At 60.4% G+C, this 12745-nt stretch carries 13 protein-coding genes; 9 read left to right on the forward strand and 4 right to left on the reverse strand.

The genetic code is table 11. From position 1 onward, the window contains the following. Positions 1–91: 91 nt before the first annotated feature. From prpC to ACW9I6_RS24325, 3 genes are read right to left on the reverse strand one after another with little or no spacing between them, the layout of a single operon-like run. Positions 92–1219, reverse strand: a complete 1128-nt coding sequence (gene prpC, locus ACW9I6_RS24315; RefSeq protein WP_457339932.1) for a bifunctional 2-methylcitrate synthase/citrate synthase — start codon at positions 1217–1219, stop codon at positions 92–94. 40 nt (positions 1220–1259) lie between these two features. Beyond that, entirely contained in the window at positions 1260–2153 is an 894-nt protein-coding gene (gene prpB / locus ACW9I6_RS24320; RefSeq protein ID WP_457339933.1) for a methylisocitrate lyase, read from the reverse strand. Continuing rightward, positions 2150–2863 carry a GntR family transcriptional regulator gene (locus tag ACW9I6_RS24325; RefSeq protein ID WP_008432676.1) on the reverse strand — a complete coding sequence of 238 codons (714 nt, stop codon included), beginning with the start codon at positions 2861–2863 and terminating at the stop codon, positions 2150–2152. The genes prpB and ACW9I6_RS24325 overlap by 4 nt, the downstream gene beginning before the upstream one ends. Before the next feature lie 272 nt (positions 2864–3135). Here ACW9I6_RS24325 and rloA point away from each other — a divergent pair, with 272 nt between their 5' ends. The 6 genes from rloA (at position 3136) to ACW9I6_RS24355 (ending at position 8426) form a co-directional block, all read left to right on the forward strand. Next, positions 3136–3669 (forward strand): retropepsin-like aspartic peptidase RloA, encoded by a 534-nt coding sequence (gene rloA, locus ACW9I6_RS24330; protein ID WP_023659091.1) that lies wholly within the window; start codon positions 3136–3138, stop codon positions 3667–3669. Between the two features lie 5 nt (positions 3670–3674). Beyond that, positions 3675–5207: an osmotic stress tolerance membrane protein RloB gene (gene rloB, locus ACW9I6_RS24335; RefSeq protein ID WP_003214971.1), complete on the forward strand. Its 1533-nt coding sequence runs from the start codon at positions 3675–3677 to the stop codon at positions 5205–5207. Further along, positions 5207–6193: an alpha-L-glutamate ligase-like protein gene (locus ACW9I6_RS24340; protein ID WP_003214969.1), complete on the forward strand. Its 987-nt coding sequence runs from the start codon at positions 5207–5209 to the stop codon at positions 6191–6193. The genes rloB and ACW9I6_RS24340 overlap by 1 nt, the downstream gene beginning before the upstream one ends. Positions 6194–6198: 5 nt before the next feature. Next, entirely contained in the window at positions 6199–7539 is a 1341-nt protein-coding gene (pabB, locus tag ACW9I6_RS24345) for an aminodeoxychorismate synthase component I (protein ID WP_177051789.1), read from the forward strand. A gap of 228 nt (positions 7540–7767) precedes the next feature. Beyond that, the gene (locus tag ACW9I6_RS24350) at positions 7768–8070 is read left to right on the forward strand and encodes a type II toxin-antitoxin system HigB family toxin (protein WP_003214964.1); all 303 of its coding nucleotides are present in this window, start codon (positions 7768–7770) and stop codon (positions 8068–8070) included. Then, positions 8070–8426, forward strand: a complete 357-nt coding sequence (locus ACW9I6_RS24355; RefSeq protein ID WP_087695204.1) for a helix-turn-helix domain-containing protein — start codon at positions 8070–8072, stop codon at positions 8424–8426. Before ACW9I6_RS24350 ends, ACW9I6_RS24355 begins: the two co-directional genes overlap by 1 nt. Before the next feature lie 115 nt (positions 8427–8541). On the opposite strand, the gene thrH is transcribed toward ACW9I6_RS24355, so the two are convergent. Beyond that, positions 8542–9159, reverse strand: a complete 618-nt coding sequence (gene thrH / locus ACW9I6_RS24360; RefSeq protein WP_010176441.1) for a bifunctional phosphoserine phosphatase/homoserine phosphotransferase ThrH — start codon at positions 9157–9159, stop codon at positions 8542–8544. Positions 9160–9311: 152 nt separating this feature from the next. Between thrH and ACW9I6_RS24365 the strand changes: the two genes are divergently transcribed. From ACW9I6_RS24365 to ACW9I6_RS24375, 3 genes are all read left to right on the forward strand, one after another. Then, on the forward strand, positions 9312–10046 hold the full coding sequence (locus ACW9I6_RS24365; RefSeq protein ID WP_003214958.1) for a phosphoadenylyl-sulfate reductase: 735 nt from the start codon (positions 9312–9314) through the stop codon (positions 10044–10046). A gap of 352 nt (positions 10047–10398) precedes the next feature. Then, a complete protein-coding gene (locus ACW9I6_RS24370; protein ID WP_008432689.1) occupies positions 10399–11928 on the forward strand; it encodes an NCS1 family nucleobase:cation symporter-1 in 1530 nt (509 codons plus the stop codon). Between the two features lie 13 nt (positions 11929–11941). Further along, positions 11942–12670: an aspartate/glutamate racemase family protein gene (locus tag ACW9I6_RS24375; RefSeq protein WP_003214954.1), complete on the forward strand. Its 729-nt coding sequence runs from the start codon at positions 11942–11944 to the stop codon at positions 12668–12670. Positions 12671–12745 lie beyond the last annotated feature (75 nt).

Consider the following 12745-nt stretch of genomic DNA (forward strand, 5'->3'; position numbering starts at 1 on the left):
ACACACATGGCGACTGTCACACCGCCTTCGCGAGCAAGCCCGCTCCCACATTTTTGATCCGGTTTCACCCCAAGATCAGCGGTTTCTCCACTCAGCGACGTTCGATTGGCACGAACTTGCGCTGCTCAACGCCGATGTACTCGGCGCTCGGACGGATGATGCGGTTGTTGGCTCGCTGCTCGAACACGTGAGCTGCCCATCCTGTCAGCCGCGAGCAGACGAAAATCGGGGTGAACAGCTTCGTCGGGATGCCCATGAAGTGGTACGCCGAGGCATGGTAGAAGTCGGCGTTGGGGAACAGTTTCTTCTGCTCCCACATGGTCTTGTCGATGGCTTCGGAAACCGGGAACAGCACGGTGTCGCCCACTTCGTCGGCGAGTTTTTTCGACCAGGCCTTGATCACTTCATTACGCGGGTCGCTGTCTTTATAGATCGCGTGGCCAAAGCCCATGATCTTGTCCTTGCGCGCCAGCATGCCGAGGGTGCCTTCCACCGCTTCCTGGGCGGAAGAGAAACGCTCGATCATCTCCATCGCCGCTTCATTGGCGCCGCCGTGCAGCGGGCCACGCAGGGAGCCGATGGCGGCAGTCACGCAGGAATACAGGTCCGACAGGGTCGACGCACACACGCGGGCGGTGAAGGTCGAGGCGTTGAATTCGTGCTCGGCGTAGAGAATCAGCGACACGTTCATCACCTTGACGTGCAAGTCGCTGGGCTTCTTGTCGTGCAGCAGGTGCAGGAAGTGCCCGCCGATGCTCGGCTCGTCGGTCACGCAGTTAATGCGCTGGCCGTCGTGGCTGAAGCGGTACCAGTAGCACATGATCGCCGGGAACGCGGCCAGCAGGCGGTCGGTCACGTCGCGCTGCACGGAGAAGTCTTTCTCCGGCTCGATATTGCCCAGGAACGAGCAACCGGTGCGCATCACGTCCATCGGGTGCGCGTCGGCGGGGATGCGTTCCAGCACTTCTTTCAGCGCCTGGGGCAGGTCGCGCAGTTTGCCGAGCTTGGCGGTGTAGTCGGCCAGTTCGGCTTTGGTCGGCAGTTCGCCGTAGAGCAGCAGGTAGGCGACTTCTTCAAACTGGGCATCGGCGGCGAGTTCGCGCACGTCGTAGCCGCGATAGGTCAAGCCGGCACCGGCCTGGCCCACGGTGGACAGTGCGGTTTGCCCGGCAACCTGGCCACGCAGGCCAGCTCCACTGAGTACTTTTGCTTCGGCCATGGTTATCTCCAATCTTGTAGTTATTAGTGAGGCGCTCGCATTACTTCTTGGCGGCGAACAGCGCGTCGAGCTTCTGCTCGAAGGTGTGGTAGTCGATGCGATCGTAAAGCTCCATGCGGGTTTGCATGGTGTCGATCACGTTCTGCTGGGTGCCGTCGCGACGGATCGCGGTGTAGACGTTCTCGGCGGCCTTGTTCATGGCGCGGAAGGCCGAGAGCGGGTACAGGACGATGGAAACATCCGCAGATTTCAGTTGATCGACGGTGTAGAGAGGTGTCGCACCGAATTCGGTGATGTTGGCCAGGATCGGCGCTTTCACCCGGGAGGCGAACAGCTTGTACATCTCAAGCTCAGTGATGGCTTCCGGGAACACCATGTCGGCACCGGCCTCGATGCAGGCGGCCGCACGTTCCAGGGCGGATTCCAAACCTTCCACGGCCAGTGCGTCGGTGCGGGCCATGATCACGAAGCTGTCATCGGTACGCGCATCCACCGCAGCCTTGATGCGGTCGACCATTTCCTGCTGGGACACGATTTCTTTGTTCGGGCGATGGCCGCAACGCTTGGCGCCCACCTGGTCTTCGATATGGATCGCCGCCGCGCCGAACTTGATCATCGACTTGACGGTGCGCGCCACGTTGAACGCAGAGGAGCCGAAACCGGTGTCCACGTCCACCAGCAGCGGCAGGTCGCACACGTCGGTGATGCGGCGCACGTCCGTCAGCACGTCATCCAGGCCGGTGATGCCCAGGTCCGGCACACCGAGGGAGCCGGCAGCCACCCCGCCACCCGACAGGTAGATCGCCTTGAAGCCGGCGCGCTTGGCCAGCAGCGCATGGTTGGCGTTGATCGCGCCGACTACCTGCAACGGGTGCTCGCTGGCAACCCCGTCACGGAAACGCTGGCCTGGAGTGGTGTTGTTATTGGAACTCATGACTCACCTCGTGATTGGGGAGCGCCGTCCGGGAAGTGACGGGCAATGTTGCGTTTGGAGGCGCCGATATGCCGGCGCATCAACAACTCGGCCAGTTCACCGTCGCGATCGGCAATCGCGTCAAGAATGCGGTGATGCTCGGCAAAGGCCTGGCGTGGACGATTGGGGGTGGCGGAGAACTGGATGCGGTACATGCGCACCAACTGATACAGCTCGCCGCACAACATTTGGGTCAGGGTGCGATTACCGGCGCCTTGAATTATCCGGTAATGAAAATCGAAGTCGCCTTCCTGCTGGTAGTAGCCGACACCGGCCTGGAAGGCCGCATCGCGCTCGTGGGTGTGCAACACCTGGCGCAGCTCTTCGATCTCGGCGTCGGTCATGCGCTCGGCGGCCAGGCGGCAGGCCATGCCTTCCAGGGATTCGCGGATTTCGTAGAGTTCGATCAGTTCTTCATGGCTCAACGAGACCACTCGCGCGCCCACATGGGGGATGCGCACCAGCAGGCGCTGGCCTTCCAGGCGATGAATCGCCTCGCGCAGCGGGCCACGGCTGATGCCATAGGTGCGCGCCAGTTCCGGCTCGGAGATCTTGCTGCCGGGGGCGATTTCGCCCTTGACGATGGCGGCCTGGATACGCCGGAAGACGTTCTCGGACATGGTCTGGGAATCGTCTTGGGCCATCACTGGGGTTTCCAGTTGATCCAGCATATTGTCGACACCTTTAAAAGCAATGCCGCAAAAACTAGCCAATCAGCCCCGGATAGTCAAAGAATAAATACACATTGTCGACAATCGTCTAATAACCCGCCTTGCACTCTATCGGGGCATGGCCGGCTGCCAGCGCTGGCGCCAGAAAACCTTCATGTTAGAATGCCGGCCACTTTTGCCTCACATCCCTGGATGAAAAGGCGCACGAGGGAGCTTGCGCAGCAATGCCAGTCGCCTTGAATTGAACATCGCACTGCACCGCGTCAGGATTTATGAGACTCAAGCCCTTCCCCCTTTTGCTTCTACTGTTTATCCCGGGCCTTGGCGTTGCTGCCGAGAAGACCGTTTATGGACTCAATGAATACGCCAAGTTGGCCGGCATTGACCTGGAAGTGGCCGCCAAGCTCGACACCGGCGCCAAGACCGCGTCCTTGAGCGCCCGCGACATCAAGCGCTTCAAGCGCAACGGCGAGTCCTGGGTGCGCTTCTACCTGGCCATCGACACCGCACACTCCCACCCCATCGAGCGCCCCCTGGCCCGCGTGAGCAAGATCAAGCGCCGCGCCGGTGACTACGACCCCGATGAAGACAAGAACTACACCGCCCGTCCAGTCATCGCCCTGGACATCTGCATGGGCACCGCTTTACGCAGTATCGAAGTGAACTTGACTGACCGCAGCGCCTTCCAATACCCGCTGCTGATCGGCTCCGAAGCGCTGAAACGCTTTGATGCGCTGGTCGACCCCAGTCTCAAATACGCGGCGGGCAAACCTGCCTGCGCCTCCGACGCTCATACCGCTGAGTAATTTGAATGCGCTCTCTTAATCTGCACCTGAAAATCCTGATCGCCGTTTTGGTGGTCTTGGGCATTTCGGTCACCGCCTATCAGATTTTCGTGCTGGGGATTCCCGTCACCGAGGACGCCACCGACGACCTGTGGAACATCGACGCCAAGGTCGAGTTCGTCGCCAGCGCCAAGGACCCGGTGAAAATCCAGATGTTCGTGCCGCCCCTGAGCCGCGACTTCGTCAGCCTGAATGAAAGCTTTATCTCGAATAACTACGGCGTCAGCGTCAATCGCCTCGACGGCAACCGCAAGGTCACCTGGTCGGCACGCCGGGCCAAGGGCAACCAGACCCTCTACTACCGCCTGGTGCTGACCAAGCGTTACAGCGGTGAAAAGGTCAAGGTCAAGGGCCCGACCTTCCGCGACAGCATCGCCGTCGAAGGCCCGGAAAAAATCGCCGCCGAAGCCCTGCTGGCGCCGATCCGCCAGCACTCGGCCGACGTCGAGACCTTTATCAGCGAAGCCATCAAGCGCACCAACAACCTCAACGACGACAACGTGAAGCTGCTGCTGGCGGGCGACCCGTCGACGCCGCACAAGGCCAAGATCGTCGAGTTGCTGCTGTCCATCGCCCATGTGCCGGTGGAAAAGGTCCACACCATCCGCCTGGTGGCCGACCAGCCGCAAACCCCGGAACTCTGGCTGCGCAGCTTCAACGGTAATGACTGGCTGTACTTCAACCCCGACACCGGCGAGCAAGGCCTGCCGGCCGACCGCCTGCTGTGGTGGACCGGTGATGAAAACCTGATCACCGTCGACGGCGGCAAGAAGGCCATGGTGACCTTCAGCCTCAACAACAGCGAAATGAACGCGATTCGCCTGGCCAAGCTGACGGACGAAAACACCGACGCCAACTTCCTCGAGTACTCGCTGTACGGCCTGCCGCTGCAAACCCAGCAGACCTTCATGATCATGGTGATGATCCCGATTGGCGTGCTGGTGATCCTGATCCTGCGCAACCTGATCGGCCTGCAGACCCTTGGCACGTTTACCCCGGTGCTGATTGCCCTGGCGTTCCGAGAGACACAGCTGGGCTTCGGGATTGTGCTGTTCACCATTATTACGGCGCTGGGGCTGTCGCTTCGGTCTTACCTGGAACACTTGAAGCTGCAGATGCTGCCGAGGCTCTCGGTGGTGCTGACCTTCGTGGTGGTGCTGATCGCCGCCATCAGTCTGTTCAGCCACAAGCTCGGCCTGGAGCGCGGGTTGTCGGTGGCACTGTTCCCGATGGTGATCCTGACCATGACCATCGAACGCCTGTCGATCACCTGGGAAGAACGCGGTGGCGGCCATGCGATGAAAGTCGCGATCGGCACGCTGTTCGCCGCTTCCCTGGCGCACATCATCATGAGCGTGCCGGAACTGATCTACTTCGTGTTCACCTTCCCGGCGATCCTGTTGATCCTGGTGGGCTTCATGCTGGCCATGGGTCGTTATCGCGGCTACCGCCTGACCGAACTGGTGCGTTTCAAGGCCTTCCTCAAGGCTGACTCGTAATGTTCGGCTTCTGGAAGACCTGGAAGGCCCTGGAAGCGCGGGGGATCATGGGCATCAACCGGCGAAATGCCGACTACGTGCTCAAGTACAACAAGCGCAGCCTGTATCCGATCGTCGATGACAAGATCATCACCAAGGAACGGGCCATGGCCGCCGGCATCCACGTGCCGGAAATGTACGGGGTCATTTCCACCGAGAAGGAAATCGACAAGCTCGACGAGATCATCGGCGGGCGCAGCGACTTCGTGATCAAGCCGGCCCAGGGCGCCGGTGGTGACGGTATCCTGGTGATCGCCGACCGTTTTGAAGGGCGCTACCGGACCGTCTCCGGCAAGATCATCAGCCATGAAGAAATCGAGCATCAGATTTCCAGCATCCTCACCGGCCTGTATTCCCTCGGCGGCCACCGGGACCGGGCACTGATCGAATACCGGGTGGTGCCCGACCAGATCTTCAAGAGCATCAGCTACGAAGGCGTACCGGACATCCGCATCATTGTGCTGATGGGCTACCCGGTGATGGCCATGCTGCGCTTGCCCACCCGCCAGTCCGGCGGCAAGGCCAACCTCCACCAGGGCGCGATTGGCGTGGGTGTCGACCTCGCCACCGGCCTGACCCTGCGCGGCACCTGGCTGAACAACATCATCACCAAGCACCCCGACACCACCAATGCGGTGGACGGCGTGCAACTGCCCAACTGGGACGGGTTCATGAAGCTCGCCGCCGGCTGCTACGAACTGTGCGGCCTGGGCTATATCGGCGTGGATATGGTGCTGGACCAGGAAAAGGGTCCGTTGATCCTGGAACTTAACGCTCGCCCGGGGCTGAACATTCAGATTGCCAACGACTGCGGCCTGACCTTGCGCACCCATGCCGTGGAGGCTCGACTGGAAGAGCTGAAGGCGGCGGGCGTGACGGAAACACCGGAGGAACGGGTTAAGTTTGTGCAGGAAATGTTTGGGCATATTCCGGCGGTCGAGGGATAAACCCAGTGACCTGCTCCGTACACCCGCTGCCCTACCGGGCCAACCCTGCCGAATACTTTGCAGCAATCCGCCATGCGCCCGGCGCGGTGCTGCTGGACAGTGGCCGACCGGCGGCCGAGCGCGGCCGTTATGACCTGCTGAGCGCCTGGCCCGAGACGACCCTGGCGGTACTGCCCGACGAAAGCGGCAGTGATTTCCTACAGCGCCTGCGGGAAAACCTGACGTTGCTGGGTGAAGCCACGATCCCCGCGCCCTACGAACTGCCGTTTGCCGGCGGCCTCATCGGCTACCTGAGCTACGACTTCGGTCGTCATCTTGAGCACCTGCCGCACCTGGCGGTGGACGACCTGCACCTGCCGGATGCACGCTTCGGCCTGTACGCCTGGGCCTTGATCAGCGATCACCAGGCGCAGACCAGCCAACTGGTGTTCCACCCCAAACTGGCGGAAAGCGAACGGCAACGCCTGATTACCTTGTTCGGTCAGCCGACCATCAGCGCATCGGCCACCTTCAAGCTGCAAGGCCCAATGGCCCCGGACGTGACAGCCGACACCTACAAACATGCACTCGCCCGCATCCAGGATTACATCCAGGCGGGTGACTGCTACCAGGTCAACTTTGCCCAACGTTTCCGTGCCCCGTGCAGTGGCGATCCGTGGGTGGCCTACTGCGCCTTGCGCGAAGCCTGCCCGACGCCGTTTTCCGGGTTCCAGAGCCTGCCGGACGACGGCGCAGTGTTGAGCTTGTCGCCGGAACGCTTCGTCAAAGTCAGCCAGCGCCAGGTGGAAACCCGCCCGATCAAGGGCACCCGGCCAAGGGGGGCGACGCCCGAGGAAGATGCAGCCAACGCCGCTGAATTGCTGGCCAGCCCCAAGGATCGTGCCGAAAACCTGATGATCGTCGACCTGCTGCGCAACGACCTGGGCCGCACCTGCCGTACCGGCTCGGTGAAAGTGCCGGAGTTGTTCAGCCTGGAAAGCTATCCCAACGTGCATCATCTGGTGAGCAGCGTCACCGGTGAGCTGGCGGACGACAAAGACGCCCTCGACCTGATCGCCGGCAGCTTCCCCGGCGGCTCTATCACCGGCGCACCGAAGATTCGCGCGATGCAGATCATCGACGAGCTGGAGCCGACCCGGCGCGGGTTGTATTGCGGTTCGCTGGTGTATCTGGACGTGCGCGGCGAGATGGACAGCTCCATCGCCATTCGCAGCCTGTTGGTCAAGGATGGTCAGGTGTGCTGCTGGGGCGGCGGCGGGATTGTCGCGGACTCGGAGTGGCAGGCGGAGTATCAGGAGTCGATGACCAAGGTGCGGGTGTTGTTACAAACCTTGGAAAGCCTGTAGCACCCAGCCCCTTCCTGGCTCGCTGACGTAGAGCCACGCAGCGGAAAAGACCTGAATCAGTACCGAAGTAGACGGGGTCGAAGCCGGAGGATAGCGTCCGGTTTCAACCGTCCACCAGCCGTCTGTGAAGGATCACATGAAACGACTGCCTACTTGTCAGGAAAGATTTCCGAGATTGCATCTGCCCTCAACCGCACCTATCATCTCCCAAATTGGGAGGTCGCAGCGATGCGGATAATCGCTCTGTCTGCCCTACGAATATTCTGGGAAAACCACCCTGGTTGCATGGATGCCAAAACGCCGCTGGTCGAGCTGTATCGCCATATGGAAAAAGCTGTTTACCCAACCCCTCAGGCCCTCAAGGCAGAGCTAAGGACAGCGAGCATTCTCAAAGGGGGCAGGGTTGTGTTCAACATAGGCGGCAACAAGTATCGAGTGATCATGGCGATCAATTATCAGCGACAGCTTGCGTTCATACGCTTCGTGGGGACCCACGCGCAGTACGATCAGATCAATGCGGAGACCGTGTGATGAACATCAAACCCATTCATTCCCAGGAAGACCTGACCGCTGCGCTCGCGCGCGTCGAACAGCTATGGGAAGCGGAAATCGGCTCGCCCGAGGGTGACGAGCTGGAAATTCTCGCGATACTTATCGAAAAGTACGAAGCGGAGCATTTCCCAATGCCGCCTTCGGATCCCGTCGAAGCGATTAAATTTCGAATGGAGCAACTAGGCCTGACCGCCCGTGACCTGGAGCCTTTCATAGGTCCGAGCGGGCGGGTTTCCGAAGTGTTGAATCATAAGCGCAAGCTGAGCTTGTCGATGATCAAACGCCTGCATGAAGGCTTGCGCATTCCTTATGAGAGTTTGCTGGCAGGGGTCTAGGCTGTGCAGTGGCCATACCGGCCCCATCGCGGGCAAGCCCGGCTCCCACATGGGAGCGCGGTCAACATGTGGGAGCTGGCTTGCCTGCGATGAGGCGTCAGCCACGCCAAATAACTTACAGGCTCAACTGCCGATTCGACGCCTTGATGAACTCTTTCTTCAAATCCTCAAACGTATGCACCGCCGGGAACTGCGGGAACTCGCGAATCACGTTCTCCGGCGCGTGGAACAGAATCCCACGGTCGGCCTCACCCAGCATGGTGGTGTCGTTGTAGGAATCACCGGCGGCAATCACGCGGTAGTACAGGGTCTTGAAGGCCAGCACCGACTGACGCTTGGGATCTTTCTGACGCAGCTGGTAGCTCACCACCCGGTCATTTTCGTCGGTGATCAACCGGTGGCACAGCAAGGTCGGAAAACCCAGTTGGCGCATCAGCGGCTGGGAGAACTCATAGAAGGTGTCAGACAGGATCACCACCTGGAAGCGCTCGCGCAGCCAATTGACGAACTCGATGGCGCCGTCCAGCGGCTTGAGGGTGGCGATCACTTCCTGGATGTCCGAGAGCTTCAGCCCATGCTCATCAAGAATGCGCAGGCGCTGTTTCATCAGCACGTCGTAGTCGGGGATGTCCCGGGTGGTGGCCCGCAAGGATTCAATACCGGTTTTTTCGGCGAAGGCGATCCAGATTTCCGGAACCAGCACCCCTTCCAGGTCGAGACAGGCAATTTCCACAAGACACTCCCATTTAAAGTTATTGAGTTGAGCGAGCAAAAGGACTGCCGAACTCTAGCGATTCACGCTGGCCGCCGCAACGCAGGCGGGATTTTGTTACCATCGCCCCCCTATAGAGCGCTCAGCGCCACTGACCTGTAGGAACCGTCCTGATGAACCAAGCCTTCGACGTCGCTGAACTCGCCGCGACTTACGCCAACAAATCCGCCCAGGACATTCTCAAGCTGGCCTTCAGCCAGTTTGGCGACGACCTGTGGATCTCTTTCAGCGGTGCCGAGGACGTGGTGCTGGTAGACATGGCCTGGAAGCTGAACAAGAACGTCAAGGTGTTCAGCCTCGACACCGGTCGCCTGCACCCGGAGACCTACCGGTTTATCGAGCAGGTGCGTGAGTTCTACAAGATCGACATCGAACTGATCTCGCCGGACCAGAGCAAGCTGGAACCCTTCGTCAAGGAAAAGGGCCTGTTCAGTTTCTACAAGGACGGCCATGGCGAGTGTTGTGGCGTGCGCAAGATCGAACCGCTGCGCCGCAAGCTGTCCGGTGTAAGCGCCTGGGCCACCGGCCAGCGCCGCGACCAGAGCCCCGGCACCCGCAGCCAGGTGGCCGCGCTGGAAATCGATACGGCTTTTTCCACCCCGGAACGCACCCTGTACAAGTTCAACCCGCTGGCGCAGATGACCAGTGAGGAAGTATGGGGTTACATCCGCATGCTGGAGTTGCCGTACAACAGCCTGCACGAGCGCGGTTTTATCAGCATCGGCTGTGAGCCGTGCACCCGTCCGGTACTGCCGAACCAGCACGAACGCGAAGGCCGTTGGTGGTGGGAAGAAGCAACCCAAAAAGAATGCGGGTTGCACGCCGGGAACATCATCAGCAAGGCGTAACGCCTGAGCCAGAATCCTGTACACAGAAATGTCACCATCGGTGCCATTTTTGTGTGCACTTATAAGATCCTGCACCGAAAAGTTACATCCTCCCTCGTCACACCTCTTCTAAAATCCCCGCCCCTCTCCGCGCTACAAAATAAATAGCTGTTCAAACGGTCAATTTATATCGCTTTAAATTCAGTCTGTTATTTCCAATCACGCTAAAAACCAAATCGCCGTGTATTTCACCCGGCGAAAATCTGGCACGCATGTGGCTTAAGGCAAAACACACTTTGTATACAATTAATAAAAAAGATACATACACTTTGACATCAGCCGCTCTCCTGCTGATGTCCAGGAGCCTGCCGGAATGCGTACAAGTCTCTCCAATAACATCGCACTGGATCTGCCCTCCTCCACCCTGAACCCCGAGGCCACGAGCCCCGGCCCGTTGGTCCTCAGCCCGCGCCTGCACAACAAGGACCTGGCGCCTACCAAGGCCGAAGGCCGGCGCTGGGGCCGCTACAGCATCTTTGCCTTGTGGACCAACGATGTGCACAACATCGCCAACTACTCCTTCGCCATCGGCCTGTATGCGCTGGGCCTGGGTGGCTGGCAGATTCTGCTGTCCCTGGGTATCGGCGCGGCGCTGGTGTACTTCTTCATGAACCTGTCGGGCTATATGGGGCAGAAGACCGGCGTACCGTTTCCAGTGATCAGCCGTATCAGTTTTGGCATCCATGGTGCGCAGATCCCGGCACTGATTCGTGCGGTGATCGCGATTGCCTGGTTCGGGATACAGACCTACCTGGCCTCGGTGGTTTTCCGCGTGCTGTTGACGGCGGTTCACCCAGGTTTTGCCGACTACGACCACAACTCGATCCTCGGCCTGTCCACCCTGGGCTGGGCGTGTTTTGTGGCGATCTGGTTTGTGCAGCTCGCCATCCTCGCCTATGGGATGGAGATGGTGCGCCGCTATGAAGCCTTCGCCGGGCCGGTGATTCTGCTGACAGTAGCGTCCCTGGCCGGCTGGATGTATTTCCAGGCCGGCGGCCAGATCGCCTGGTCGATCCGCGAGCCGCTGACCGGTGGTGAGATGTGGCGCAATATCTTTGCCGGCGGCGCGCTGTGGCTGGCGATCTACGGCACGCTGATCCTGAATTTCTGCGACTTCGCCCGCTCCTCGCCGTGCCGCAAGACCATCAAGGTCGGCAACTTCTGGGGCCTGCCGGTGAATATCCTGGTGTTCGCGGCCATCACCGTGCTGCTGTGCGGCGGGCAGTTCCACCTCAATGGCCGGGTGATCGAGAGCCCTACGGAAATCATTGCGGCGATACCCAACACATTCTTCCTGGTGCTGGGCTGCCTAGCGTTCCTGATTGTGACCGTGGCGGTGAACATCATGGCCAACTTCGTCGCACCCGCCTTTGTGCTGAGCAACCTGGCGCCCAAGTACCTGAACTTCCGCCGCGCCGGGCTGATCAGCGCCACCGTGGCGGTGTTGATCCTGCCGTGGAACCTCTACAACAGCCCGCTGGTGATCGTGTATTTCCTCTCGGGGCTCGGCGCACTGCTGGGGCCGTTGTACGGGGTGATCATGGTCGACTACTGGTTGATCCGCAAAAGCCAGGTGGACGTGCCGCAGCTGTATAGCGAAGACCCGAATGGCGCTTATTACTACAGCCGCGGGATCAATTTGCGCGCCGTGGCGGCCTTCATTCCTGCCGCGGTGATCGCCATTCTCCTCGCCCTGCTGCCCGGTTTCGCCCTCGTCTCGCCCTTCTCCTGGCTGATTGGCGCCGGTATTGCAGGGCTGCTGTACCTGCTGTTCGCCAAGCGCCAGCCGTACTACGCCGATGTGAGCGGCGAAAGCATTGCAGTCGATAACGTCAGTCATTAAGTAAGGACATTCCATGCGCATCCTTGTGGTCAACGTCAACACCACCGAGTCCATCACCGAGGCCATCGCCAAACAGGCACGGGCGGTGGCGTCCCCCGGCACCGAGATCGTCGGCCTGACTCCGTTTTTCGGTGCCGAATCGGTGGAAGGCAATTTCGAAAGCTACCTGGCGGCCATCGCGGTGATGGACCGGGTGATGGCTTACGACCAGCCGTTCGATGCGGTAATCCAGGCCGGCTACGGCGAACATGGCCGCGAAGGCTTACAGGAGTTGCTCAACGTGCCGGTGGTGGACATCACCGAAGCGGCCGCCAGCACCGCGATGTTCCTCGGACATGCCTACTCCGTGGTGACCACCCTGGACCGCACCGTGCCGCTGATCGAGGACCGACTGAAACTGGCGGGTTTGTATCAGCGCTGCGCGTCGGTACGGGCCAGCGGCATGGCGGTACTGGAGCTGGAAGAAGACCCGCTGCGGGCCATGGAGGCCATCGTACGCCAGGCCGAATTGGCGATCAGCGAAGACAAGGCCGAAGTGATCTGCCTGGGCTGCGGCGGCATGGCCGGGCTGGATGAGCAGATTCGCTACCGCACGGGTGTGCCGGTGGTGGACGGTGTGACCTCGGCTGTCACCATTGCCGAAGGCCTGGTGCGGTTGGGACTGTCGACCTCGAAGATCCGCACGTATGCGACGCCGAGGCCGAAGAAAGTGATCGGCTGGCCCGGAAAGTTCGGACATTGAAGATCCAAAATGTGGGAGCGGGCTTGCTCGCGAAAGCGGTGGATCAGTCGATGCATGTGGTGACTGTCACACCGC

The sequence above is a fragment of the Pseudomonas sp. SDO5522_S412 genome (assembly GCF_054071215.1).